General features: G+C 67.4%; 20 protein-coding genes. 11 read left to right on the top strand and 9 right to left on the bottom strand.

What is annotated here, in order from left to right; all coding sequences use genetic code 11:
* Positions 1 to 251 precede the first annotated feature (251 nt).
* Positions 252 to 2,318 carry a glycoside hydrolase family 97 protein gene (locus ACVOMH_RS05605; RefSeq protein ID WP_054658134.1) on the bottom strand — a complete coding sequence of 689 codons (2,067 nt, stop codon included), beginning with the start codon at positions 2,316 to 2,318 and terminating at the stop codon, positions 252 to 254.
* Positions 2,319 to 2,527: 209 nt separating this feature from the next.
* Between ACVOMH_RS05605 and ACVOMH_RS05610 the strand changes: the two genes are divergently transcribed.
* The 3 genes from ACVOMH_RS05610 (at position 2,528) to ACVOMH_RS05620 (ending at position 6,195) form a co-directional block, all read left to right on the top strand.
* Entirely contained in the window at positions 2,528 to 4,009 is a 1,482-nt protein-coding gene (locus tag ACVOMH_RS05610; RefSeq protein ID WP_481522967.1) for an MFS transporter, read from the top strand.
* Positions 4,009 to 5,724, top strand: coding sequence for an alpha-amylase family glycosyl hydrolase (locus ACVOMH_RS05615; RefSeq protein ID WP_481551300.1), 1,716 nt, complete (start codon positions 4,009 to 4,011; stop codon positions 5,722 to 5,724). Before ACVOMH_RS05610 ends, ACVOMH_RS05615 begins: the two co-directional genes overlap by 1 nt.
* A 90-nt stretch (positions 5,725 to 5,814) precedes the next feature.
* Positions 5,815 to 6,195, top strand: coding sequence for an SseB family protein (locus ACVOMH_RS05620; protein ID WP_481551301.1), 381 nt, complete (start codon positions 5,815 to 5,817; stop codon positions 6,193 to 6,195).
* On the opposite strand, the gene ACVOMH_RS05625 is transcribed toward ACVOMH_RS05620, so the two are convergent.
* Complete coding sequence (locus ACVOMH_RS05625; RefSeq protein WP_481551302.1) at positions 6,188 to 7,225, bottom strand: LacI family DNA-binding transcriptional regulator; 1,038 nt, start codon at positions 7,223 to 7,225, stop codon at positions 6,188 to 6,190. The two genes, ACVOMH_RS05620 and ACVOMH_RS05625, sit on opposite strands and share 8 nt — an antisense overlap.
* 189 nt (positions 7,226 to 7,414) lie before the next feature.
* On the opposite strand from ACVOMH_RS05625, the gene ACVOMH_RS05630 reads away from it, so the two are divergent.
* A complete protein-coding gene (locus ACVOMH_RS05630; RefSeq protein WP_481522971.1) occupies positions 7,415 to 7,954 on the top strand; it encodes a single-stranded DNA-binding protein in 540 nt (179 codons plus the stop codon).
* A gap of 91 nt (positions 7,955 to 8,045) precedes the next feature.
* Here the strand turns inward: ACVOMH_RS05630 and arsB are convergent, their stop codons facing one another.
* From arsB to ACVOMH_RS05645, 3 genes are read right to left on the bottom strand one after another with little or no spacing between them, the layout of a single operon-like run.
* Positions 8,046 to 9,068, bottom strand: coding sequence for an ACR3 family arsenite efflux transporter (gene arsB / locus ACVOMH_RS05635; RefSeq protein WP_481523067.1), 1,023 nt, complete (start codon positions 9,066 to 9,068; stop codon positions 8,046 to 8,048).
* A gap of 14 nt (positions 9,069 to 9,082) precedes the next feature.
* Positions 9,083 to 9,589: an arsenate reductase ArsC gene (locus tag ACVOMH_RS05640; RefSeq protein WP_054660600.1), complete on the bottom strand. Its 507-nt coding sequence runs from the start codon at positions 9,587 to 9,589 to the stop codon at positions 9,083 to 9,085.
* A gap of 17 nt (positions 9,590 to 9,606) precedes the next feature.
* The gene (locus ACVOMH_RS05645; RefSeq protein ID WP_481522972.1) at positions 9,607 to 9,936 is read right to left on the bottom strand and encodes an ArsR/SmtB family transcription factor; all 330 of its coding nucleotides are present in this window, start codon (positions 9,934 to 9,936) and stop codon (positions 9,607 to 9,609) included.
* 17 nt (positions 9,937 to 9,953) lie between these two features.
* Here ACVOMH_RS05645 and arsH point away from each other — a divergent pair, with 17 nt between their 5' ends.
* From arsH to bla, 3 genes are all read left to right on the top strand, one after another.
* Positions 9,954 to 10,685 (top strand): arsenical resistance protein ArsH, encoded by a 732-nt coding sequence (gene arsH / locus ACVOMH_RS05650; RefSeq protein ID WP_481551303.1) that lies wholly within the window; start codon positions 9,954 to 9,956, stop codon positions 10,683 to 10,685.
* A 391-nt stretch (positions 10,686 to 11,076) separates the two neighbouring features.
* The gene (locus ACVOMH_RS05655) at positions 11,077 to 12,249 is read left to right on the top strand and encodes a DmpA family aminopeptidase (protein ID WP_481551304.1); all 1,173 of its coding nucleotides are present in this window, start codon (positions 11,077 to 11,079) and stop codon (positions 12,247 to 12,249) included.
* A gap of 97 nt (positions 12,250 to 12,346) precedes the next feature.
* Complete coding sequence (gene bla, locus ACVOMH_RS05660) at positions 12,347 to 13,384, top strand: class A beta-lactamase (protein WP_481551305.1); 1,038 nt, start codon at positions 12,347 to 12,349, stop codon at positions 13,382 to 13,384.
* A gap of 14 nt (positions 13,385 to 13,398) precedes the next feature.
* Here the strand turns inward: bla and ACVOMH_RS05665 are convergent, their stop codons facing one another.
* A complete protein-coding gene (locus ACVOMH_RS05665) occupies positions 13,399 to 14,517 on the bottom strand; it encodes a helix-turn-helix transcriptional regulator (protein ID WP_481522975.1) in 1,119 nt (372 codons plus the stop codon).
* Positions 14,518 to 14,775: 258 nt separating this feature from the next.
* On the opposite strand from ACVOMH_RS05665, the gene ACVOMH_RS05670 reads away from it, so the two are divergent.
* Complete coding sequence (locus ACVOMH_RS05670; protein WP_481551306.1) at positions 14,776 to 15,798, top strand: N-acetyltransferase DgcN family protein; 1,023 nt, start codon at positions 14,776 to 14,778, stop codon at positions 15,796 to 15,798.
* A gap of 7 nt (positions 15,799 to 15,805) precedes the next feature.
* Complete coding sequence (dgcA, locus tag ACVOMH_RS05675) at positions 15,806 to 16,783, top strand: N-acetyl-D-Glu racemase DgcA (RefSeq protein ID WP_481551307.1); 978 nt, start codon at positions 15,806 to 15,808, stop codon at positions 16,781 to 16,783.
* A gap of 54 nt (positions 16,784 to 16,837) precedes the next feature.
* Here the strand turns inward: dgcA and ACVOMH_RS05680 are convergent, their stop codons facing one another.
* Positions 16,838 to 17,824: a serine hydrolase domain-containing protein gene (locus ACVOMH_RS05680; protein WP_481551308.1), complete on the bottom strand. Its 987-nt coding sequence runs from the start codon at positions 17,822 to 17,824 to the stop codon at positions 16,838 to 16,840.
* Positions 17,825 to 18,077: 253 nt separating this feature from the next.
* Positions 18,078 to 18,488 carry a hypothetical protein gene (locus ACVOMH_RS05685; RefSeq protein ID WP_481551309.1) on the bottom strand — a complete coding sequence of 137 codons (411 nt, stop codon included), beginning with the start codon at positions 18,486 to 18,488 and terminating at the stop codon, positions 18,078 to 18,080.
* On the opposite strand from ACVOMH_RS05685, the gene ACVOMH_RS05690 reads away from it, so the two are divergent.
* Positions 18,481 to 21,360: a TonB-dependent receptor plug domain-containing protein gene (locus ACVOMH_RS05690; protein ID WP_481551310.1), complete on the top strand. Its 2,880-nt coding sequence runs from the start codon at positions 18,481 to 18,483 to the stop codon at positions 21,358 to 21,360. The two genes, ACVOMH_RS05685 and ACVOMH_RS05690, sit on opposite strands and share 8 nt — an antisense overlap.
* Before the next feature lie 46 nt (positions 21,361 to 21,406).
* On the opposite strand, the gene ACVOMH_RS05695 is transcribed toward ACVOMH_RS05690, so the two are convergent.
* The gene (locus ACVOMH_RS05695) at positions 21,407 to 23,170 is read right to left on the bottom strand and encodes a peptide MFS transporter (RefSeq protein WP_481551311.1); all 1,764 of its coding nucleotides are present in this window, start codon (positions 23,168 to 23,170) and stop codon (positions 21,407 to 21,409) included.
* A 209-nt stretch (positions 23,171 to 23,379) separates the two neighbouring features.
* Between ACVOMH_RS05695 and ACVOMH_RS05700 the strand changes: the two genes are divergently transcribed.
* Entirely contained in the window at positions 23,380 to 25,347 is a 1,968-nt protein-coding gene (locus ACVOMH_RS05700) for an OPT family oligopeptide transporter (protein WP_481551312.1), read from the top strand.
* Positions 25,348 to 25,514 lie beyond the last annotated feature (167 nt).

The raw sequence follows: 25,514 nt of genomic DNA on the forward strand, positions 1-25,514 counted from the left end.
CTCCCAGGTGATGTCGGTTGGTTGTAGCCAGTCGCCCCAGACAGGTGTCGGGGGCGTGTCGCGTTTGTTTTTTTCGCAGCGTGCGACTGTCTGGCATGGTAATCAGCGGACCCCGCGGCGGGACCGGCCTGCATACGTATTCAATGCCGTGCAATGCCGGCACGCGAGTCTGAAAACGCTTTCGCCGGTGAGGGCGGATACGGAACGACCGCCTGCGGCTTGATCCTTGCGTTTCAGGCCTCGGGCAGGGCTCAGTCCAGCGGCACAAAGCGCACGGCCATGCCGCCACCGGCCGCCAGCGCAATGCGCAGCGGATCGCCGCTGCGGACCTCCCGCGTTTCGGTGGCGAAGGCGAATGGCGCCGTTTCCCAGTGCGCGCCGTCGCCGTCGCGGTAGATCTGCGCCCGGTAGCGGCGGCCCGGATCGAGGAAGGACAGTGGCACGTCCAGCGTCTGCGGCTGTTCGCTGCCGACGCTGCCGAGGAACCATTCCTCGCCGCCCCGCACCTTGCGCGCGAAGGTCACGTACTGGCCGATTTCGCCATTGAGCACGTGGCTTTGCTCCCAGTCCACCGCCACGTCCTTGATGAACTGGAAGGCGTCCGGGTGCTGGGCGTAGTGTTCGGGCAGGTCGGCCACCATCTGGATGGGGCTGTACAGCACCACATACAGCGCCAGCTGCTTGGCCAGCGTGCTGCGCAGCGGCAGGCCATTGCGTCCCTTGAGGCTGACGATGCCCGGGGTGTAGTCCATCGGCCCGGCCAGCATGCGGGTGAACACCAGCGTGGCTTCATGTCCCGGCGGATTGGGCGGATTGCCCCAGGCGTTGAACTCCATGCCGCGAGCCCCTTCACGTGACACCCAGTTCGGATAGGTGCGACGCAGGCCGGTGTCCTTGATCGGCTCGTGCGCGTTGATCGCGATATGTTTTTCCGCCGCCTGCCGCACCACGCGCAGGTGGTGGTTGCTCATCCACTGGCCCTCGTGCCACTCGCGCAGGATCGGGCCCCCGGCCCGGTCCTGGCGCTGGATGTCGCCGGCGTCGCAGACGTAACCGGTCTTGATCACATCCACACCGTTGCGCGCGTAAAGCTCCAGCGCCGCGGGCAGCTGGCGCTCGTAATGGCTTACCGCGCAGGCGGTCTCGTGGTGGCCGATCAGGTGCACGCCCCTGGCCGCGCCGTAGCGTGCCAGTGCCGGCAGGTCGAAGTCGGCGGTGGCGCGGGTGAAATCGAAGGCCTGGCCGTTGGCGAACCAGTCGCCGTCCCAGCCGGTGTTCCAGCCTTCCACCAGTACGCCGCGGAAACCGTTGGCGGCGGCGAAGTCGATATAGCGGCGGGTGTTGGCGGTGGTGGCGCCGTGGCGCGGGCCGGTGCCCCAGGTCTCGGTCTCCAGATGCAGCGACCACCACACCCCCACGTATTTGGCCGGGGTGAACCAGCTCACATCGCCCAGCGCGTTGGGTTCGTTGAGGTTGAGGATCAGGCTGGATTCGGCCAGCTCGGCGGCGGTTTCGCCGATGGTGATGGTCCGCCACGGCGTGTGGAAGGGCAGCGAGCGCTGCACCGGTGCGCCGTTGCCGGAAGGCGTGAGCGCGGCATGCAGGACATCGCCGTCGCCGCGCGCCAGATTCATGCCGGCATAGTCCACCAGCGCGGCCTCGTGCAGGGAAATGTGCAGGCCGTTGTCGCTGCGCAGGGTCAGCGGCGTCTGCGCGGTGCCCACTTCCTTCAACGGCGTCTGGTGATAGAGGTATTCCTCGCGGTTCCATTCGAACGCCGGAATCCACCAGGCGGTGGCCGGGTGGGCCAGCGCGAACTCGGTCAGCTCGGCCTGTACCGTGACCTGTTCCATCGCCGCCTGTTGCGGGAACTCGTAGCGGAAGCCGACGCCGTCGTTGTGGACGCGGAACACCACCTCGAACTGGCGTGCGTAGTCGCGGCCGGCGCCGGGCTTCTCGCTGAAGCGGGTGCGCAGTTCGTTGTAGTGGTTGCGGGTCAGGCGGCGTTCGCCCCAAGGCTGCTCCCAGGTCTCATCGACGCTGCGCTGCGACTGCGCGGTCAGCGCGATGTTGCGCTCCAGGCGTCCATCGCCGAGCAGCATGCCCAGCCGCGAGGGAGCGATGACCGGGTCACCGTTGCGCTCCACCCGGTAGGACAGGCGTCCCTCGTGCTGGGATTGGACGATCACCGCGAGCGCGCCGTCCGGCGAGGTGACGCGCGCCAGGTCGGCCGCCTGCACGCTCAGTGCGCTGGACAGCAGCAGCGCCAGGCCGGCAGGCGACAGCAGGCGGAAGGAAATGGAAAGTCGGTCGGCCATCTGGATATGTGCTCCGGGGTCTGGTCGGCGGACCGCGCGTGGCGCGCGGGCCATTGGGCCACTATTCCCGTTCCGCTGCGGTGGTGGGCGCTGGCGGGCATTGAATACGTATGCAACGGCGGTGCGTATCGCCGGTAGGGCCTCTACCATGGCCGCAGCGCATCCGCGCCCAAATCGCATCCGTGATTCCCGGAGGGGGGAAGCGCTTGATGAAAAGCAAACCGCAGCTGTCGTTCTGGCAGATCTGGAACATGTGCTTCGGCTTTCTGGGGATCCAGTTCGGCTTCGCGCTGCAGAACGCCAATGCCAGTCGCATCTTCGAGACGCTCGGTGCGCCGATGGACGCGGTGCCGGGATTGTGGATCGCCGCGCCACTGACCGGCCTGCTGGTGCAGCCGGTGGTTGGCTACTTGTCCGACCGCACCTGGACGCGCTGGGGCCGCCGCCGTCCCTACTTCATGATCGGCGCGGTGCTGACCACGCTCGCGTTGCTGGTCATGCCCAACTCGCCGACCCTGTGGATCGCCGCCGGCACGCTGTGGGTGCTCGATGCCTCGATCAACATCTCGATGGAGCCGTTCCGCGCTTTTGTCGGCGACCAGCTCTCGCCCAGGCAACGCCCGGCCGGCTTCTCGATGCAGAGCTTCTTCATCGGCGTGGGCGCGGTGGTGGCCAGCTTCCTGCCCTTCATCCTGGCCCGTTTCGGCGTGGCCAATACGGCCGGTCCGGGCGAAGTACCCGATACGGTGCGCTATGCCTTCTATTTCGGCGCCGTGGTGTTGCTGCTGGCGATGAGCTGGACGGTGTTCAGCACGCGCGAGTATTCACCGGCCGAACTGGCCGGTTTCGATGACGCCGAGCCGTCGCCGGTGCATGCCGCACAGCGTGTCGGTGACCTGCCGCAATGGCGCCAGATCGGTCTATGGCTGGGCCTGGGTGTGGTGCTGGCGGCGTTGATCGCGTGGCGGCAAGGCGATCGCATGCTCTACGTGCTGGCCGGGCTGTGTGCCAGCTACGGTCTGTTGCTGGCAGTGGCGCGGGTGCTGCCCGGCACCCATATGCTGGCCACCATCGTCGACGATCTGCGCCGCATGCCCGGCACGATGCGGCGCCTGGCGTGGGTGCAGTTCTTCTCGTGGTTTGCGCTGTTCGCCATGTGGATCTATACCACCGCGGCGGTGGCCGGCACGCACTTCGGCTCCACCGATACGCAGTCAGCGGCCTACAACGAGGGCGCCAACTGGGTGGGCGTGTTGTTCGGCGCTTACAACGGCTTCGCCGCCGTGGCGGCGCTGGTCATCCCGCTGATGGTGCGCGCCATCGGCCTGCGCTGGAGCCACCTGGTCAATCTGTGGCTGGGCGGGCTGGGCCTGATCTCGCTGATGCTGATCAAGGACCCGCATTGGCTGTTGCTGTCGATGGTCGGCGTCGGCTTTGCCTGGGCCTCGATCCTGTCCTTGCCCTATGCCCTGCTGTCAGACAGCGTGCCGGCGGCCAAGATGGGCGTGTACATGGGCATTTTCAATTTCTTCATCGTGATCCCGCAGCTGGTCGCGGCCAGTGCCTTGGGTTTTGCCCTGCGCAACTGGCTGGGCGGTGACCCCATCCACGTGCTGGTGCTGGGGGGTTGCAGCCTGTTCGTGGCCGGGCTGTGTGTATTGCGGGTTCCGTCGCAACCGGAGGTGGTGTGATGCGCAGGCGTTTGGCAGCAGCGGTTGGGCTGGCTTGGGTGGCGGGGACGGCGTTGGCCGGCAACCGGCCGGACTACATCGGTACCACCGAGCCGTTCGCCAGCGAGGCGGTGTACTTCGTGGTCACCGACCGTTTCGTCAATGGCGATACCAGCAACGACCATCGCGACCAGGGCGGCGAGCACCCGACCTTCGATATTCCGGTGCCATGCCCGGACAAGGTTGACGGCAACATCGGTTACCTCGGCGGCGACTTCAAGGGCGTGCTGGACAACGCCGATTACATCCGCCAGCTCGGCTTCGGCGCGGTGTGGATCACGCCCATCATCGACAATCCCGACCAGGCCTTCACCGGCAGCAAGCCGATCAGCTGCAGCAGCACGCTGACCGACCGTGGCAAGACCGGCTACCACGGTTACTGGGGCATCAACTTCTACAAGCTGGACGAGCACCTGCCCAGCCAGGATCTGGATTTTGCCGGGCTGACCCGTGGCCTGCACGACGCCGGGCTGAAAGTGGTGCTGGATATCGTCGGCAACCACGGCTCGCCGGCCTGGACCATGCCCAAGCGGCAGCCCCAGTTCGGCCAGCTCTTCGACAAGGACGGCACGCTGATCGCCGACCACCAGAACCTGCCGCCGGACAGGCTCGACCCGCAGCACAACCCGCTGCATGCGTTCTACAACAACATCGGCCCGGTCGATGGCAGCCAGGGCTCGATCTTCGACGGCAATCTGGCCGAGCTGGGCGACTTCAACGAACACAACCCGGCGGTGATGGACTACCTGGTCGGCGCCTACCTGCAGTGGACCGCACAGGGCGTGGACGCGCTGCGGATCGACACCATCGGCTGGTTGCCGCATCCGTGGTGGCATGAATTCGTCGCGCGCATCCGCGCACAGCACCCGGGCATGTTCATGTTCGGCGAGGCCTTCGACTACGACGCGGCCAAGATCGCCGAGCACACCTGGCCGGCCAATGCCCATGTCAGCGTGCTGGATTTCCCGCTGCGCGGTGCGCTTTCGTCCGTGTTCGGCCGGGAGCGGAAAGGCTTCGAGGCGCTGGCCGAGCCGCTGCATCTGACCGGTGGCCCCTACGCCAATCCGTACGAGTTGATGAGCTTCTACGACAACCACGACATGGCGCGGCTGGATGCCAGTGATGCCGGTTTCATCGACGCCCACAACTGGCTGTTCACCGCCCGCGGCATCCCGGTGCTGTACTACGGCTCGGAAACCGGCTTCATGCGCAGCCGGGCCGAGCACGCCGGCAATCGCGCCTACTTCGGGCAGGAACGCGTGGATGCGGCGCCGGACAGTCCGATTTTCGGCCCGCTGCAGCGGATCGCGCGGCTGCGCCAGGCCACCCCGGCGCTGCAGCGCGGCTTGCAGGTCAACGAGCGGCTGCAGGCGGATCAGGCGGTGTTCTATCGCGTGCTGCAGCACGGCGACACCGCGCAGACCGCGCTGGTGCTGCTGAACAAGGGCGACACCGCCACGACGTTCGAGGTCAGCCGCTACCTGCAGCCCGGGCAGTGGCGCGACGCGCTGGACGGCCGCACGCTCACGCTCACGCGCGCGCTCAAGACCGAGGTGCCGGCCCATGGCGTGAAGGTGTTCGTGCTGGACGGGGCGGTGCGGCAGGCCGAACTGCAGGCCGAACTGGCCGCGGCGATGGCCGACCAGCAGGCGCGCACGCAGCGGTTGGGGCGCTGAGCCGCGGCGATGGAGGCCCCTGCCGCGAGGCAGGGGCTGCAGCGGCGGCGCCCGCTACAATCAGCGCCCCCCGCAATCCCGGCCTCCCGCATGAACGAGCTCCCCCCGCAGACCCCGATCGAAACGCTGTTGCGCACCGCGATGGACGGCAAGCTGCCGATCAAGGCGTTCATGCAGGCCTTCGTCGCCTCCGAGGTGGTGCTGCTGACCGGCAGCCTGGTCACCCCCGATGGCAGCGGCTTCGATCCGCTGCTGTTCGACAAGCAGAGCGTGCTGCATGTGGCGGTGTTCACCGACATGGCGCGGGTCGGCTATTTCCCGCAGCAGGCGCCGCACACCCTCCGCATGCTGATGCTCGAGGTGCTGCGGCGCGTGCCCGGCGGCTATGGTGTGGTGATCAACCCGGGCACGACGCTGGGCTTCGAGATCGCTCCGGCCGGCGTGCTGGAAATCCTCAAGGACTTCAGCTGAGTCCGCCGCGCGAGGATTCGCGCACCACCAGCTTGACCGGGATGTTGATGCCTTCCACCGGCTCGCGTGCGATCAGCCCCAGCAGCCGTTCCACCAGCAGCTGACCGGCCTGTTTGGTGTCCTGCTGCACGGTGGTCAACGCCGGCGACACCGAGGCGGCCAGCGGGATGTCGTCAAAACCGGTGACCCGCACGTCCTCGGGCACCCGCAGGCCGTGTTCACGCAGCGCCCGCAGCGCGCCGATGGCAATCAGGTCGCTGGCCGCGCAGATCGCATCGAACGGCTGGCCGCGTGCCAGCAGGGCCATGCAGGCGGCGTGGCCGGAGTCCTCGGTGGTGATCGCGTCGTGCTGCAGGCCCGCATCCGGTTCCAGCCCGCGCGCGCGCAGCGCCTGGCCATGACCGCGGTAGCGCTCGGCGAACTCCGGGTAGTGGCTGGAGGCGTGGCCGAGGAAGGCGATGCGCCGGCAGCCGGCGTCCAGCAGATGCGCGGTGATGTCGAAGCCGCCCTGGAAATTGTCGCTGCCCACCGAAACCCCGGGCTGGCCGGGCAGGGCGGCGCCCCAGCGCACGAAATGGGTGCCCTGTTCGACCAGCCGCTGCAGCCGTTCCTCCGATTCGTGGTAATCGCCATAGCCCAGCAGGATGATGCCGTCGGCCTTGTTGCTGTCCTCGAAATCGGCATGCCAGTCGCTGGACAGCTGCTGGAAGGAGACCAGCAGATCCAGCCCGTTCAGCGCGCAGGCGCGGGTGATCGAGCCCAGCATCGAGTGGAAGAACGGATTGATCAGCGAGTCGTCCGGGGTCGGATCCTCGAAGAACAGCAGCGCCAGCGTGCCGGACTGCTGGCAGCGCAAGCTGGAGGCGTTCTTGTCGACCTTGTAGTTCAGCTGCCGGGCGATTTCCAGGATGCGCTTGCGGGTGTCGGCATTGACCATCGGGCTGCCACGCAGCGCCCGCGAGACCGTCGGCTGCGACACCCCGGCCAGGTGCGCGATATCCAGTGAGGTGGCCTTGCCCTTGATGATCATTGGCGACACTTGCCTGAAGACGCCGGGCATCATGCCACGCGCCACCGCTGGCCGGGGCCGTGCCGGGGGTGGGGCTTGTCCCACATGGGGCTGGCCGCCCACCTGATACCCGCCCGCGCCGGGACGTTATAATCTGACGGCTATTGCCCGCATCCGGCGGGTGGACCCCAACGGAAGAGTAGGAACCCTATGGCCCGCGGCATCAACAAAGTCATCCTCGTCGGCAATCTCGGCAACGACCCGGACACCAAGTACACCCAGGCGGGCATGGCGATCACCCGCATCAGCCTGGCCACCACCAGCGTGCGCAAGGACCGCGACGGCAACAACCAGGAGCGCACCGAATGGCACCGCGTGGTGTTCTTCGGCAAGCTCGGCGAGATCGCCGGTGAATACCTGCGCAAGGGCAGCTCGGTCTACGTCGAGGGCGAGCTGCGCTATGACAAGTACACCGGCCAGGACGGGGTGGAGAAATACACCACCGATATCGTCGCCAACGAAATGCAGATGCTCGGCGGCCGTGGTGAAGGCGGCGGTGGCATGGGCGGCGAGCGTCCGCAGCGCCAGTCGGCACCGCGCCCGCAGGGCGGCGGCCAGGGCGGCTACGGCAACCAGGACCAGGGCGGCGGCTACGGCGGTGGCCAGCGCCAGCAGCGTCCGGCCCCGGCCCAGCAGCAGTCGGCTCCGCCGCCGATGGACGATTTCGCCGACGACGACATTCCGTTCTGATCGACGCGTCGCAGCGATGACATCGAAGGGGTCTGTGGCAGCCGCCACAGGCCCCTTCTCCGTTCATGGCCCGATCGGGCGGCGGTTGGCCTCAGGCCCGTTCGTACCAACCGCGTGAGCGGTTGACGATGCGGACCACCGACAGCATTACCGGCACCTCGATCAGCACCCCGACCACGGTTGCCAGCGCCGCACCGGAGTGGACCCCGAACAGGCCCACGGCGGTGGCCACGGCCAGTTCGAAGAAGTTGCTGGCCCCGATCAGGGCCGACGGCCCGGCCACGCAGTGGGCGACACCCAGCCGACGGTTGAGCAGATAGGCCAGCCCCGCATTGAAATAGACCTGGATCAGGATCGGCACCGCGATCAGCGCGATGATCAGCGGCTGGCGGACGATCTGTTCGCCCTGGAAGCCGAACAGCAGCACCAGGGTCAGCAGCAGCGCCGCCAGTGACACCGGGCCGAGTGTCCGCAGGGCCGCTTGCAGGCCCGGCTCACCGGCGCGGGCGAGGATCCAGCGCCGCAGCAGGGCGGCGACCATCACCGGGACAAGGATGTACAGGCCCACCGACAGGAGCAGCGTGTTCCACGGCACGGTGATGGCCGACAGGCCCAGCAGCAGGGCCACGACCGGCGCGTAGGCCAGCACCATGATGGCGTCGTTCAGCGCCACCTGGCTGAGCGTGAAGTTGGCATCGCCCCGGCACAGGTTGCTCCAGACAAAGACCATGGCCGTGCAGGGCGCGGCCGCCAGCAGGATCAGGCCGGCGATGTAGCTGTCGACCTGTCCGGCAGGCAGCCAGTCGGCGAAGGCGTGCCGCAGGAACAGCCAGCCCAGCAGCGCCATCGAGAACGGTTTGACCGCCCAGTTGATGAACAGCGTGACGCCGATTCCTTTCCAGTGCCGGCCGATCTGGTGCATCGCGCCGAAATCCACCTTCAGCAGCATCGGGATGATCATCAGCCAGATCAGCACGGCGACCGGCAGGTTGACCTTGGCCACCTCGGCCGAGGCCAGCAGCGCGAATGCCCCGGGAAAATAGTGGCCGAGCACGGTGCCGGCCACGATGCACAGGGTCACCCAGAGGGTCAGGTGACGCTCGAACCGTCCCATGGCAGCGGGGGCGCTCATGCGCGGCGGTCGCCGGGTTGCAGCAGGCCGATCTGGTCCAGTGCCTGCTGCAGCGGCGCGCGCGCGGCCCAGAGCGTTGCCGGCAAGGCCAGCAATGCCTGCAGTCGCGCCTTGATGATGGCGTGGGCCTGCGCGAACGCCTCGGCCTTTTCGGCATCAGTGCCCTGGACCGCCGCCGGATCGGGCAGGCCCCAGTGGGTGCGGACGAAATCGCCAAACACCACCGGACATGTCTCGGCAGCGGCGGCATCGCAGACGGTGATCACCACGTCCATCGGCGCGCCGTCGGCGAACTCGTCCCAGGATTTGCTGCGCAGTCCGGCCGTCGCAATACCTTCGGCCTGCAACTGGGCCAGGGCGAAGGGGTTGATCTGGCCGGTGGGCTGGCTGCCGGCGCTGAACGCTTCGAACCGCTGGCCGGCCCAGGCCCGGAGTGTGGCTTCGGCAAGCACGCTGCGGGCCGAATTGCCCGTGCACAGGAACAGTACGCGTTGGGTGGTCATAAGGAATGAATCTCCGCTCAGCAGGCGCAATCAGGGGGTGTGGGGCTGCAGTCGGGGCTGGGGGCGCCCGCGCAACAGTTGTGGGTGAGGTAGGCGATCAGGTCGTTCATCGCGCTGAAATTGGCGCGGTAACAGACGTTGCGGCCCTGGTTCTCGCTCTGTAGCAGGCCGGCGAGCAGCAGTTCCTTCAGGTGGAAGCTGAGCGTGGCCGGCGGCACCTGCAGGGCCGCGGCGATGTCGCCGGCCACGCGACCGGCCGGGCCGGCCTCGACCAGCAGCCGGAACGCGGCCAGACGGGTGGCATGACCCAGGGCGGTCAGGGCGGCGATTGCGGTTTTTGTTTCCATACTTCTAGAATAGTCGAATGAATAAGCTGACCACCAGTCCCCCGTTGCCAAACCTGATCCCGGCCTCGTTGCCGCTGCCCGACCACGCTTTGCTGGGCGTCGAACGCGCCGGGCCGCCGCGCATCCTGCTGCTGTATGGCTCGCTGCGCCCGCAGTCCTTCAGCCGCAAACTGGCGCTGGAGGCCGAGCGTCTGCTGCGTCACCTGGGCTGCGAGACCCGGGTGTTCGATCCGCACGCGCTGCCGATGCTCGACAGCGTCGGCAAGGACCACCCGGAAGTGCAGCGGTTGCGCGAGTGGTCGCAGTGGGCCGAAGGGCATGTCTGGGTGAGCCCGGAGCGGCATGGCACCGTCACCGGCGTGTTCAAGAACCAGATCGACTGGCTGCCACTGGAAGATGGCAGCGTGCGCCCGACCCAGGGCAAGACCCTGGCGGTGATGCAGGTGTGCGGCGGTTCGCAGTCGTTCAACACGGTCAACACGCTGCGCGTGCTGGGCCGCTGGATGCGCATGCTGACCATCCCCAACCAGTCCTCGGTGGCCAAGGCCTGGCAGGAGTTCGACGAGGACGGGCGGATGAAACCCTCGCCGTTTTACGACCGGGTGGTGGACGTGGTCGAGGAGCTGGTCAAGTTCACCCTGCTCACGCGCGGCCGGGCGGACTATCTGGTGGACCGCTACAGCGAGCGCAAGGGCGACCTTCAGGCCGCCGCACTCGCCGCCGCGTACGGCGCGGTCGCGCCGCGCTGACCCGGTCGAACCATCGATCCCATGACCGGGCAGTACGACCTGCCGATCGCACAGGGGGAAAGTGGTCGCAGGGCGAATAGCTGGGCGCACAGGCCTCCTCCAGCGGGCGCGCTGGAGAGGAGAAGCCGTGGCACGAATGGCGGCACGAGGCCGCGCCGGGGTGTCTACAGCGCCTGATGACGATGGCAGTCGAAGTCGCACGGGGTATGCCAGCGACGGCTGCGGCGGGCCGAGAATCGGTGTTTATCCCGATGCGACATCGCATCGTGGCCGGCAGTATCCCGAGGGTGGTTGTGGACGTATCGGCACCGCCTGCAGCGCCGCTGGGGCGGCGGGCTTGCTGTAACGTGGCCGCCGACGCGGTAACTCTCTGGCTGGAGGTCGTTGAACGATGAAGTGCTGGTCCCTGCTTTTACTTGCCTTGGCTGCCGGCAACGCGGCGGCGGTTGCCGACAGCGCAGAGCCGCGGCCGCGCGCGCGCCAGGCCGGGGTCGTCATCGGCACGCTGCCGACCGGGCCGTTGAACGCGATCACTGACGTGGCCGGGGTCGCTGTCGGCCATGCGACATTGACGGAAGGCACCCGTCTGCACACCGGTGTTACCGCGATCCTGCCGCATGCCGGAAACGTCTACCGACAGCGGGTACCGGCGGCGATCGTGGTCGGCAACGGTTACGGCAAGTTGGCCGGCATCACCCAGGTGCAGGAACTGGGCGAACTGGAGACGCCGATCCTGCTGACCGGCACCTTGAGCACCTGGAAAGTGGCCGATGCGACGGCGGACTGGCTGCTGCGCCAGCCGGGCATGGAGCAGGTACGCTCGATCAACCCGGTGGTGGGCGAAACCAACGACGGTTATCTCAGCGACATCCGCGCGCGGCCGTTGACGCCGGCGCTGGTCGAGCAGGCACTGAGCGGAGCGTCGACCGGTGCGGTCGAGGAGGGCGTGGTCGGTGCCGGTGCCGGTACGGTCGCATTCGGCTGGAAGGGCGGGATCGGCAGCAGTTCGCGCCAGCTGCCTGCGGGCGATGGCGGCTATACCGTGGGCGTGCTGGTGCAGAGCAACTTCGGCGGCGAGCTGACCATCGCCGGAGTGCCCGTCTGGAAGGTGTTGCCGGATCCGGCCGAGTACGCGCGCAGCCAGGCCAATCCGCCGCCGAGTACCGGCGATGGCAGCATCATGATGGTGGTGGCCACCGACGCCCCGCTGGATGCGGCGCAGCTGCAGCGGCTGGCGCATCGCGCGCTGGTCGGGCTGGCGCGGACCGGCTCGGTGATGTCCAACGGCTCGGGCGACTACGTCATCGCCTTCTCCACCGCCAGGGAAAACCGGCGTGATCCGGAAGTCGCAGTGCAGCCGGCGCGCAGCCTTGCCGGCGAGGCGATGTCACCCCTGTTCCAGGCCGCGGCCGAGGCGACCGAGGAAGCCATCGTCAATTCGCTGTTCCGCGCCCGCACGGTGCACGGCCACCGCGGGACCGCCGTGGCACTGCCGCTGCAACCGGTGCTGGAGGCGGTGCGCCGCGCCCGGCAGTCCGTGCCGGTTGCCCCTGTTTCGCCCTAACCGCCACGTCCGCGCGGTTGGTGAGCCAACCCCGGTGACAACCCGTAGCAGCGGCAATACCGGTGCTGCGATATTTGCCGTCTGAGAGAGAGTGAGAATGCGCAAGTTGCAAGGTCCCGTAGTACGTCGTGGTTGGCGCTGGTGCCCGGCACTGTTGCTGGGGTTGGTGCTGTCACTGTCCAGTTCGATCGCCATTGCGGCGGCCCCTGCCGCGGCCGGCCTGCAGCAGGAACTCGACCGCCTGGTGGTGGGATTCGACGGCTCGGTTGGCGCCTATGTGCTTGATCTGCGCAGCGGGCGCAGTGCGCAGGTCAATGGCGACAGCGGCTTTCCGATGGCCAGCACGGTCAAAGTGCCGGTGGCGGTGCATATCCTGGCGCTGGTGGATGAGGGCGCGCTGGGGCTGCAGCAGCAGGTGCTGCTGGAAGAGGGCGATATCTATCCGTCGATGGGCGGTCCGCTGGACATCCATCTGTCGCCGGGCTCGGCCATCACCGTCCGCGATCTGCTGCACATGATGCTCACCGTCAGCGACAACAACGCCACCGACATCCTGATCCGTCTGGGCGGCGGCCCGGCGGCGGTGGATGCGCGCATGCGCGCGCTGGGCGTGCAGGGTATCCGTGTGGACCGCTACATCTGGGAGATGCTCTCGCACTACATGGGCGCGCTGGAGGTATCCGCCGCCAAGCCGATCAGTCCGTCCGACTACGCCCGGCTGGATGCGCAGGAGCGCAGCGACGCGGAAAAACGCCGCTACCGTGCGCTGTACAACGGCGATCCGCGCGATACCGGTACGCCGGCGGACATGGCGATGCTGCTGCGCAAGATATGGAACGGCGGGGCACTCAAGCCGGCCACCACCGCGGTACTCAAGCAGATCCTGCTGGATTGCCGCACTGGTCCGGGACGGCTCAAGGGCATGCTGCCCGAGGCCACGCCGGTGGCGCACAAGACCGGCACGGTCGGTGATGTGATCAACGATGTGGGCGTGGTCACGCTGCCCGGTGGCAAGGGCGAGGTGGTGGTGGCGGTGTTCCTGAAATCGGGACTGGGCGACCAGGCCCGGGACCGGCAGATCGCGCAGATCGCGCGCGCCGCGCACGACTACTTCCTGTTCACCGCCGCCGACTGACGCCGCCCGCCGGCTCAGTTGAGCAGCCGCGCCAGCTGCGTGCGGTTGTCGATATCGAGCTTGCGGAAGATCGAACTGATCTGGCACTCGATGGTCTTGCGCGAGCGGCACAGTTGGTCGGCGATGGCGTCGTTGCGCAGTCCGGTGGCCACCAGCAGTGCCACTTTCCGCTCGCTGGGTGAAAGGCGCTCCAGCACCGGCAGGGCGTTGGACGCCGGTGGCGCTTCCAGCTCCAGCTCCGGCGCCGCGCTCTGCGCGGTGAGGATGAGCAGGTGCTGGGCGTGACCGCGGGAGTTGCCGGGCGCGGAGCTCAGTTGCAGATGCAGGCGTTCACCGCTGAGCACGGGGTGCTCCAGGGTCAAGCTGGCGCGGTTGCCGGGTGGCGCGGCGGTGGCTGGCAGGTCCTGCATCCAGCGGCGCAGCGGCGCCTCGATCGCCCGTGGCAGATGTCCATCGCGATCGGAGTCGGCGCTCCAGCGCCGGCACAGGCGGCTGGCCTCGCGTGACAGGAACGCAGGCAGCAGATTTTCATTGACCAGCACCGCGGCCAGCGGCAGTTGGTGCAGCAGATCGGCGACGGCGCGGTGGTGCAGGCGCTCCGATTCCAGGGCGCGGATACGCTGCAGGCCAGCCTCGAGCAGCGGATACAGCTCGGCAAGGAAGCCCAGCTCCGCCCCGCCCAGATCCTCGGGGGCAATGTGCAGGCGGATGCTCAGCACCGCTTCCAGACGGGTGCCGTCCCAGAACGCCAGGTGGATGAAGTCGCGCCAGCCGGGCGTGGGGTTCTGTGCGCGCAGCCGCTCCGGCGCATCGGCGTCCTGCGAGGCGATCTGCGAGAACGTATAGCTGCGGATCAGCGGATTGGCATCCAGATACGGCGCGGCCACTTCCAGGCTGTTGACCAGGCGGGTGCCGTCGTCGGCGGCACTGTTCAGGTGATGCCTGCCTTCGAGCGGCTGGTAGCCGTCGATATTGGACAGCAGGCTGCAGGAGTGGCAGGGCAGTGCGGTGTCGATCAGTGCCGCACAGGCCTGCCATAGCGCGCCCATGTCCAGCGCCCTGACCAGGGCGGCGCGGGCTTGGATCATCTGGTCCGGCGGATGCGAGCAACAGGGCACATCGACAATCAACATGGTGTCTCCTGCAGGAAGGGCGTGTCCGCCTGTGGCGCGGCGGAATGTTGCCCGGATCTGTTTAGCAGTGGCCCCGGAATGTGACAAGTGCGGGAGGGACGGGGCGGACTGGCCGAATATCCGGGTTTTTCCTGATTACCGGGCGCTGGCGCTGTGGTCGAATGGCGGCTGTTGCAGACCGTTCGAACAGGAGAGCAGAGGCCATGGCGATGCGCGAGCGCGGTGTTGATCACGGGTCGGGAGCACAGGGGTGATGCCATGAGCCAGACCTTTGCGCAGGTGGAACTGCACACGCCCTATCTGCTTTTCCTGGGGGAGGAAACCAATCCGCTCAAGGCCAAGACGGCCTTTGGTCTGCGCGACTGGGCGGCGGAAAGCTGCATCGGGCAGACGCGCCTGCCGGGCGGCACGATCGACCTGGGCCTGCCGGAAATGACCCCGGCGGCCGCGGCCACCGCCGGCGCGCGCTCGCTGCTGATCGGGGTGACGCCGGTGGGCGGACGCATTCCCGCGCACTGGGCGCCGCTGCTGATCGCCGCGGTCGAGGCCGGGCTGGAGATTGTCAGTGGCCTGCACACCGCGCTGGAATCGGTGCCGGGGTTGGCGCTCGCCGCCCGGCGCGCCGGCGTCCGGTTGATGGATGTGCGCCGGCCACCGGACGATCTGCCGCGGGCCACCGGCAAGCGCCGCAGCGGCAAGCGCGTGGCGATGGTCGGTACCGACTGTGCGCTGGGCAAGAAGTACACCGCACTGGCGCTGGCCCGGGCGATGCGCGGGCAGGGCATCGATGCCGATTTCCGCGCCACCGGCCAGACCGGGATCATGATCGCCGGTGCCGGCATCGCTGTGGATGCGGTGATCGCCGATTTCATCGCCGGTGCGGCCGAATGCATCTCGCCGGCGGCCGCCGACGACCACTGGGATCTGATCGAAGGCCAAGGCTCGCTGTTCCATCCGGCCTATGCCGGCGTCACCCTGGGGCTGCTGCACGGCTCCCAGCCTGACCGCCTGATCCTGTGCCACGACCCGCAACGTACGCATCTGGTGAGCTGGCCGGACTACGCGGTGCCGGAGCTGGCGGTGGCGCGTGACCTGTATCTGCAGGCCGCGCGGCTGACCAATCCCGGTGCGCGGCTGGTGGGGGTGAGCCTGAACACCTTCGGGATGGACGAGGCCTCGGCGCAGCAGGCGCTGGCGCAGGCCGAGCGTGCGCTGGGGGTGCCGACATTCGATCCGATGCGCAGCCCGCTGCAGCGGGCCGTCGCTGCGATCCTGGGTTGAGGGTGGCATGACGCGCATGCTGCATGCCAGGTCGCATGCCTGGAAACTGAAAGAGCCTTTCGCCATCGCCCGCGGGATCCGCAGCGAGGCGCAGGTGGTGATCGTCGAACTGCACGAGGATGGCGTGACCGGGCGTGGTGAGGCCGGCGGTGTCGCCTATCACGGCGAAACCCCGGCAAGCATGCTGGCGCAGATCGAACAGGTGCGTGCGCAAGTCGAGGGCGGTTGCGACCGCCAGCAGCTGTTGCAGCTGTTGCCGGCCGGTGGCGCGCGGCACGCGCTGGATGCGGCGCTTTGGGATCTGGAGGCGCGGCGCAGCAGCGTGCCGGTGTGGCAGCGTGCCGGCCTGCGCCAGTGGACGCCGGTGGACAGCGCGGTGACCATCGGCATCCGCGATATTGCCGGTTACGAGGCGGCGGCGCGTGCACGTGCCGACTACCCGTGGCTCAAAGTCAAGGTCGGCAAGGGCTCGCCGCTGGAGGCCGTGGCGGCAGTGCGCCGTGGCGCGCCGCACGCGCGGCTGATCGTCGATGCCAACCAGGCGTGGAGCATCGAAGAGCTGCGCCAGTATGTGCCGGCCTTGCTGCCCTATGGCGTGGACCTGCTCGAACAGCCGGTCGCGGTGGCGCACAGCGCGGCGCTGGCCGGTTATGACGGTGCGATCCCGGTCTGTGCCGATGAGGCGCTCTCGACCCTGGAGGATCTGCCGCAGCTGGTCGGACGCTACCAGTTCGTCAACATCAAGCTGGACAAGACCGGTGGCCTGACCGCCGGACTGGAGCTGGCCCATGCGGCGCGGGCGGCCGGCTTCCGCCTGATGGTGGGCTGCATGCTGGGCGGATCGGTCTCGGTCGCGCCGGGCATGGTACTGGCGCAACTGTGCGAAGTCTGTGATCTGGATGGCCCGTGGTTGCAGGCCGAGGACTGGGACAACGGCATCGTCTATCAGCATGGTCGGATGAGTCTGCCGACGCTCTGGGGGTAGCCCTTTACCGGCGGCCGGTTGCGATTGCGGCAACCGGCCTTCGCCCGGGCACGGTCAGTCCTGCGCGCTGGACCAGTCCACCGCCGGATAATCGCCTTCACCGAAAAAGCGCCGCAGTACCTGCTTGTAGGTGGCCGGCCCGTTGTCGCTGTTGGTGAACAGCGCGATGCTGTCGCCGCTGCGCGGGTCGAGCATGAACAACGCCTTGAAGCCGGGGTTGTCGCCCCAGTGCCAGACCAGTGGCCGGTTGTTGGCGTTCTGCAATCCCACTCCCAGTCCCCAGTCGATGAACGGATCGGCCGCACTGGGCGTGTCGGTGTCGTCGGCATTGCTGGACGCGGTGAGCATCAGCGCATGCGTGGCCGGTTGCAGGCCTTCGCCGCGATACAGCGCACGCTGTAGGAAGTGGTGGTAGTCGCGCGCGGTGGTCACCAGCGTCCAGGCAGTGTTCTCCCAGCCGAATACGCGGTCGCGTTCGGGCGTGCCGTCCTTGCCATGGCCACGGGCCTTGCGCCCGTCAAAGGCGTGATCGGTCATGAAGTGGCTGCTGGGCATATCGAAACGCGAGAACACTTCCTGCGTTGCCAGCTGTTCCCAACGCTTTCCGGTGAGGTGCTCAAGCGTGCGCTGCAGCAGGTAGAAGCCTTCGCCGGAATAGCCGAAACGTGCGCCGGTGGCGAACCGGTTCTGCAAGGGCGTCTGGTCGATAGCCGGATTGGACGGGGAGATCTGCCAGTTCGGCAGGCCGCTGGTGTGGTCGAGCACCCTGCGTGCGGTGATGGTGCGGGCCTGGGGATTGTCCTTGATCCGCTCCGATGGCCAGTAGTCCCACAGCGGCGTGTCCAGATCGATCGTTCCGGCATCAGCCAGCCGCAGCGTGATGTAGGCGCCGATCACCTTGGACAGCGATGCGGCCTGGAATACGGTCTGGTCGGTGACCGGGGCGGGGGCGTCGTTGCGCATGACGCCGTGGCAGTACAGCGTGGCGGCGCCGTTGTGCGCGTAGACCAGCTGCGCACCGGGAACCCCCTGCGACCGCATTGTCTGGCGAAACTCTTCGAGCGCCGCATCCGTATCCCGGGTGTCAGTGCCACCCGGCACGCCGTCGCATCCGTGGACGGATGGTACTTGCGCTGTCTGTGGCTGGGAGTGCGCGGCTGCTGTCGAGAACAGTGCCAGTGCAAGAACGGCCGAACGTGAGGTGTGGATCTTCATCTGCTCCCCAATGTGGTTCGAATGACGCGATGGGCGTGGTGGCATGCCGTTCAAGAGCGGTACCGGCAGCGCGATGCCGTCAGCTGGCGAGCGGAAACCATACCGCATCCATGCAGCAGGAAAAGGCTTTCGCGAGGTGATATTCGCGCCGCATCGGCAGTGGTTGCGATGACGCTGGAGGCGCGAGCAAAGGCTGCTTGCGCGACGCGAAGAATCGGGGTTTTTTCCGATGCGCCAGACAGGTTTCCGCGCCTAGCATCGCTGTCATGTTCCGAGGAACGGCTCCCCGACAGGCGCCGCGCCGGCCGCTTCCGCGCGCCACGGACATTCTCCGGTTCCGCAACGCCAACGCTGCGATGCAGTGCGCGTCGCCCGATGGCCTGCAAAGGCGAGGAGCCGGGTAGTTCTTCAGGAAGTTGATCGTTGCCGCTGTAGCGCCATCCAACCGATCCATGTCGAGCAACCGGGGAGACGAATACATGATGTCCATTGGCACCCATCCTTTGCCGCGCTGTCGCCTGGGAGCGGCGATCCTTCTGTCGCTGGCCCTTCCGGCAACCGCGTGGGCGGGAGCTGGCGTGGCGCAGGATGCCGGTGGTGCTGTTCCATCGGCCGACGCCAACACGGCGCCGGCGGCCAGGACCCTGGACAAGGTCGAGGTCACCGGTTCGCGCATCAAACGCGCCGAGGTCGAGGGGCCGTCGCCGGTGGTGGTGATCACCGCCGAGGACATCAAGAAGCAGGGCTACAGCACGGTGGCCGAGGCATTGCAGACGCTGACCCAGTTCAATGGCGACGTGGTCGGTGGCGAGTTCAACGCCAGCTCCACCCAGCCGGATGCCTCGTTCCTCAACCTGCGCGGCCTGGGGGTCGGCTATCAGCTGATCCTGCTCAACGGCAAGCGCATGACCGAGTACGCGGCCAGCTCCGGTGCGGCCTCGACCGGGGTGAGCGTGGGCAGCATTCCGGCGGTGGTGGTGGAGCGCATCGAGGTGCTCAACGGTGGCGCCTCGGCCATCTATGGTTCCGATGCCGTGGCCGGAGTGGTCAACATCGTCACCCGTGACAACTGGGATGGCACCCATCTGCGCATCCGTGGTGGCACCACCAGCCACGGTGGCGGAGACACCGGGCAGTTGCAGTTCAGCGGTGGCAAGACCTGGGAGCGCGGCAATGTCACCTATGCGTTCGAACAGCTCAATCGCGAGCCGGTCTTCTCCTGGCAGCGCGGCAACATCATCCGCACCGGCATGAACGCGCCGGGCAACGCCGGCACCGATCGCCCCACCTTCGGGCTGGACAGCGCGCTGATGGATGGCGGTTACAACGACTACTACTGGCTGGACAGCAGCGGCCAGCTGGTCTATTCCGGCGATCTGGATCCGGCCGCGGCCGCGGCGGCGCTGGAACACACCTGCCGCAACATGGGCAAGAACTACTTCCCGATGTACGGCTCCTCCAGCAGCATGCTTCCCTACAGCTGCGGCAACGCCAACTATTACGACGGCGACACCCTGGCCAACAAGTACAACAAGACCTCGGCCTATGTGTCGGGCCACTACCGCTTCGGCGACGCGCTGGAAGGCTACGGACAGCTGCTGGTGCAGCGCTCCCGCAGCGAGGCCGCACACCGCACCAGCATGTACCTGTACAACGCTGGCAGCGCCTATGACGTGAACATCGGCCAGTTCGAGTACTGGCGCGCGCTGGATCCCAACGACATCGGCGGCGCGCCGATGCGGCTCTGGAACGAAACCACGCTCAGTGCGAACGTCGGCGTGCGCGGCACGCTCGCCGAACGCTTCGACTGGGATGCCAGCCTCAGCCTGTCGCGCGATGAAATGAAAAGCAGCTGGAAGCAGCTGATCACCGACCGGGTCAACCGCTTTCTGTTCGGCGAACGGGTGGGCGAGGTCGATGGCGCGCCGCTGTACCGGATCGACCCGACGGTGCTGTTCGGAAAGATCACCCCGCAGCAGTACACGGCAATGACCGACACCCTGCACAACCGCAATCTGTCGCAGACCTCGCAGGCGCAGCTGGTGGTCAGTGGGCCGCTGCTGACCTTGCCGGCCGGCGAGCTGGAGATGGCCGCGGTGCTGGAGGCCTCGCATTCCAAGTACGAGCTGGGTCCGGACCGCCGCAGCGTGAGCACCTACGAGGGCGCCGACCGCACCTTCAATTTCACCGGTGTCGCCGGCGGTGGCCCCCGCGACCGCTACGGCGCCGGTGTCGAGTTCCGCGTGCCGCTGCTGCAGCGGCTGGTGGCCAACGTCGCCGGTCGCTGGGACAAGTACGACGACATCTCCGATGTCGGTGACGCCACCACCTGGCAGGCCAGCCTGGAGTGGCGGCCGCTGGACAGTCTGCTGCTGCGCGCCAGCCGCCAGACCAGTTTCATGGCGCCGAACATCATGTGGCTGTATGGCGAGCCGGTCACCAATTACGACGACTATGTCACCAACTACTATCAATGCCGTCTTGATGGTCTGGATCTGACCACCACGGCCGGACTGACCCGGTGCGGCACCGATTACCACCAGGGCGCGTGGTACGTGGAAGGCGGCAACAACCGTCGCCTGCACGAGGAGACCGCCACCTCCAACGGGCTGGGCATCGTCTGGGATATCAGCCAGGGGCTGTCGCTCAGCGCCGACTACTGGGACATCAGGCTCAAGGGCAAGAGCCAGTATCTGGATACGGCGACCTTGATGAGCGAGAACGCCAACTGCCTGCTGGGCAAACGCGTGGACGGCACGCCGGTCGATCCGGCCTCCGCTGCCTGCGCGATCTATCTGGATTACGTCAAGCGCGATGCGGCCGGCAACGTCACCGAGTATTTCCTCGATGCGATCAACCAGGCCGGCATCCGCACCAGCGGTGTCGATGCGAGCCTGCGCTATGCCTGGGATGGCGGGCGCTGGGGCAGTTTCAGCGTCAACGCCGGTTACAGTCGCACCCTGCGCTACGACGTGCAGGTGGCCGCCGGTGATCCCTGGCAGGACTACATGGGCTGCTCCTACTCCTCCACCTACAGCTGCGGCAGCCAGCCGCTGGCGTTCCGCAGCCGCACCAACTGGACCCTGGGCTGGAACCGGGAGGACTGGTCCGGGAGCATCTATGGCTACCGCAACGGCGCGCGGGTGAACTACCAGGCCACCGGCTACCTGCCCTCGTACGTGCAGTGGAACGCGAGCGTGTCGAAGAAGATCACCGACAACGTGCGCCTGGGCGTGGATGTGACCAATCTGTTCGACCAGTACGGGCCGAAGGATTCGACCATGACCTGGTACCCGTTCTACCAGAACATCTACGGCATCCAGGGCCGCGCGGTCTACGTGAACCTGGATATCGATTTCTGATTCTGGAAGCCGCGTGGCCTGCCGCCGTGGCAGGCCACGCAATGGCTCACTTCACCCCGTGCATCATCCGCTTCAGCAGCGGCGAGGCCAGCAGGGCCACCGCCGCGCAGCCCAGTCCGATCCACATCAGCAGCCAGAACAGGTGTTCATAGCGGGCGGCGGCCTGGACCAGATCCATCACCTCGCCCTCGGGCACGTCGATGGCGGCGAGCTTGCCGAACAGGGCGGCCAGCGTCTCGGAAAACGCGGTGGCCAGGAACCAGGTGCCCATCATCAGGCTGACCACACGCGGCGCGGCCAGCTGGCTGACGGCCGACAGGCCGACCGGTGACAGGCACATCTCGCCGCTGGCGAGCACGAAGTAGGCCAGCACCAGCCACCACACGCTGGCCATCTGCCCGGTGGCGCCCACCTGCTGCGCCGCCAGCGCCAGCGGCACGAACGACAGCGCGCCCAGCACCAGTCCGTAGGACGACTTCAGCGGCTTGGACGGATCCAGTCCGCGCCGGTCCAGCCACGCCCACAGGCTGGCGAACAGCGGTGCCAGCAGCACCAGGAACAGGCCGCCCAGATAGGTCAGCGAGCCGGCGTTCTGCGGCAGCACCAGACAGTCGCGCACCAGCATCACCAGCATGGCCACGGCGATCACCGCAAACAGCGTGCGCGGCGCATTGGAGCCGGGGTTGCGGTCCGACAGCCGTACCGCCAGCACGAAGCCCAGCGGCGCCAGCAGCAGCGAGAGGATCGACCACGGCATCGGCGTGCCGCCCTGGATCACCAGCGCCGGCACCAGATCCTTGGTCAGCAGGCGGTCGGTGAAGGTCACCCAGGAGCCGTAGGTCTGCTCGTACAGGGTGAAGAACACCAGCGCCATGAAGATCAGCACCATCAGCGCGATCATCTGCTGGCGCTGTACCGGCGTGCACTGGCTGCCGGTGAACCAGGCAAACCAGACCAGCACCGCACCGAGCACCACGATCATCAGCATCAGCGCCAGGCTCAGCTCGCCGCCGAGAGCGAAGGCGCCATTGGCCGCGGCCCACATCAGCGCGGCCACCGGCACGATGCCGGCAATCGCCGCGGCGTAGATCAGCCATTCGCGCGGTAGGCCCAGCACGCGTTCGCGCAGGGTCGCCGGTTGCGGCGGTTCGGCGTGGCCGTGCAGGTATTTCTGCCCCCACAGAAACATACCCAGGCCGACCAGCATGCCGATGCCGGCCGCGCCGAAGCCGTACTTCCAGCCGTAGGCTTCGCCGAGGAAGCCGCAGACCAGCGAGGCGAACAGCGCGCCGAGGTTGATGCCGGCATAGAACAGCGAGAAGCCCGAATCCCGGCGCGGATCGTTTTCCGGATACAGCTTGCCGACGATGGTGGAGATGTTGGGCTTGAGGAAGCCCACGCCCATGATGATCAGCGCCAGCGACAGGTAGGTCACGCCCAGCGCAGCTTCGTCGCGGACCACTTCGCCGGCCACCCGGTGCGCGGCGTGGCCCTCGAAGGCCATGCCGGCGTGGCCCAGCACCAGCAGGATTCCGCCGAACACCACCGCCTTGCGCATGCCCAGCCAGCGGTCGGCCAGCAGGCCGCCGAACACCGGGATGCAGTAGACCAGGCCGCCATAGGCGCCCAGCAGGTCCAGGCCGGCCTTGTCGCCGAACAGGTGGTATTTGGTCAGGTACAGCAGCAGCAGCGCTTTCATTCCGTAGAAGGAGAAGCGCTCCCACATCTCGGTGAAGAAGCAGACATAGACGCCTTTGGGGTGACCCAGGAAGTCGTCCGTGCCACGCAAGGGCAGGGAGGTGGTGGACATCGGCAGCGTCTGCTGGAAGAAGCCGGCGAGTATAGGCGTCGTATCGGCCGGCAGCGGCGGCTGCGGCCCCTGTATCCACAGGTGTGGCCCGGCTTTTGCCGAATGCGGGCGCCGGCTGTGCCAGATGCCATTTCTTGTCGCGACGCCGCTGGACTTGCCGTTAAGCCAGCGTTAGCGTGAAGCGGTTTTTTGCCATTCAAGGGCTTTACATGAACAACGCTGCGCCTCGGCAGCTCACCTTCCGCGCGGTGGTGCTTGCCATCGTGCTGGCGGTGATCCTGTCCGCTGCCAACGCCTATCTGGGGCTGTTCGCAGGTCTGACCATCGCCACCGCCATTCCCGCCGCCGTGATCTCGATGGGCGTGCTGCGCCTGCTCGGTGGCGGCACCATCCTGGAAAACAACATCGTCCAGACCGGCGCCTCGGCCGGCTCGTCGATCGCCGCCGGCGTGATCTTCACCATCCCGGCGCTGGTGATCATGGGCTACTGGCCGGACTTCAAGTACTGGTGGGTGCTGGGCATCGCCGGTCTGGGTGGCCTGCTGGGCGTGCTGTTCTCGGTGCCGCTGCGGCGCTCGATGATCGTCGAGGACCCGCTGCCGTTCCCCGAAGGCAAGGCGGCCGCCGAAGTGCTCAAGGCCGGCGAGAACCCGGGCCCGGGCCTGAAGATCCTCGCCCTGTCGGCGGTGATCGGCGCCGGGGTCAAGGTCGCCGCGGCCAGCGGCATGCGCCTGATCCCCGATACCTGGGCGCAGTCGGCCTATCTCGGCAGCTCCAAGGTCACCGCCTTCATCGGCACCAACCTGTCGCCGGCGCTGCTGGGCGTGGGCTACATCGTCGGCCTGAATGTGGGCATCGTGGTGCTGTCCGGCGCCATCCTGTCCTGGCATATCGCCATTCCGCTGTATCAGGCGTTCTTCATGAACACCGATCCGGCGCTGGCCGCGCAGATCGCCACCGCGTCCTCGGCCGAGGCGGCTTTCGCCATCTGGGGCGCCAAGATCCGCTATCTGGGCGTCGGCGCGATGCTGATCGGGGGAATCTGGACGCTGTTCTCGCTGCGCAAGTCGCTGCTCAACGGCGTCAAGAGCGGCTTTGCGGCCGCCCGCAAGAGCAGTGGCCCGGCGCTGGACCACACCGAACGCGACCTGCCGATGAAGTGGATGCTGATCGCGCTGGTCGCCTTCGTGCTGCCGCTGCTGGGCCTGTACCAGGCCATCGTCGGCCAGTGGCTGGTGTCGATCCCGATGACCCTGATCATGATTGTCGCCGGCTTCCTGTTCGTGTCGGTCTCGGCCTATCTGGCCGGGCTGATCGGCTCGTCCAACAACCCGGTCTCGGGCATCACCATCTCCACCATCCTGTTCGCCTCGGCGGTGCTGGTGGTGCTGCTGGGAGATTCCGGTCTGGAGAAGGTGGGCGTGGGAGGCGCACCGCTGGGCGCGGTGGCCGCGATCATGATCGGCGCGGTGGTGTGCTGCGCCGCCGCGGTTGGGGGTGACAACCTGCAGGACCTGAAGGCCGGTTACATCGTCGGTGCCACGCCGTGGAAGCAGCAGCTGATGCTGGGTATCGGCGCGTTCTCCTGCGCGCTGATCATGGCGCCGGTACTGAACCTGCTGGCGACCGCCTACGGTATCGGTGCGCCGACTGCCGAGCATCCCAATGCGCTGGCGGCGCCGCAGGCCAACCTGATGGCCTCGGTGGCCCGCGGCCTGTTCGGCGGCGACCTGCCGTGGTCGTTCATCGCGATGGGCGCGGCAGTGGGGGCGGTGATCATCGCCATCGACGAATGGCTGAAGAAGACCGGCAAGCGTTTCCGCGTGCCGGTGCTGGCCGCGGCCATCGGCATCTACCTGCCGCTGGAGCTGATGGTGCCGATCTTCCTCGGTGGCCTGATCTCCCATCTGGTGGAGCGGTTCCACAAGGTCCGTGCCGACGATGAAGCCGGCCGCGACCGCGTGCACAAGCCGGGCGTGCTGTTTGCCGCCGGCCTGATCACCGGTGAGGCGCTGATGGGTATCGCCATCGCCGTCCCGATCGTGATCACCGAGCGGGCCGATGTGCTGGCCGTGCCGGTGCAGTTGCCGGCCGCGCAGTGGATCGGCCTGGCGGTGCTGGCCGTGGTCGGCTGGCTGATCTACCGGGTGGGCAAGCGTGCCGAAGGCGCCCTGTAAGCAGCCTTTCCGCTGAAGGCGTGCCGCCTTCGCCGTGTGCCTCTCCGGAAGAACGGAGAGGGATAGCAGAGCCGCCCTCCGGGGCGGCTTTGTTTTGGGCGACTTGCGGCAACCGGGCGCTACCGCAAAACCGGCCCCGGCCCGCTTTGCGTTTCACGGTGGTTGGC

The organism is Stenotrophomonas sp. STEN013, assembly GCF_056760355.1.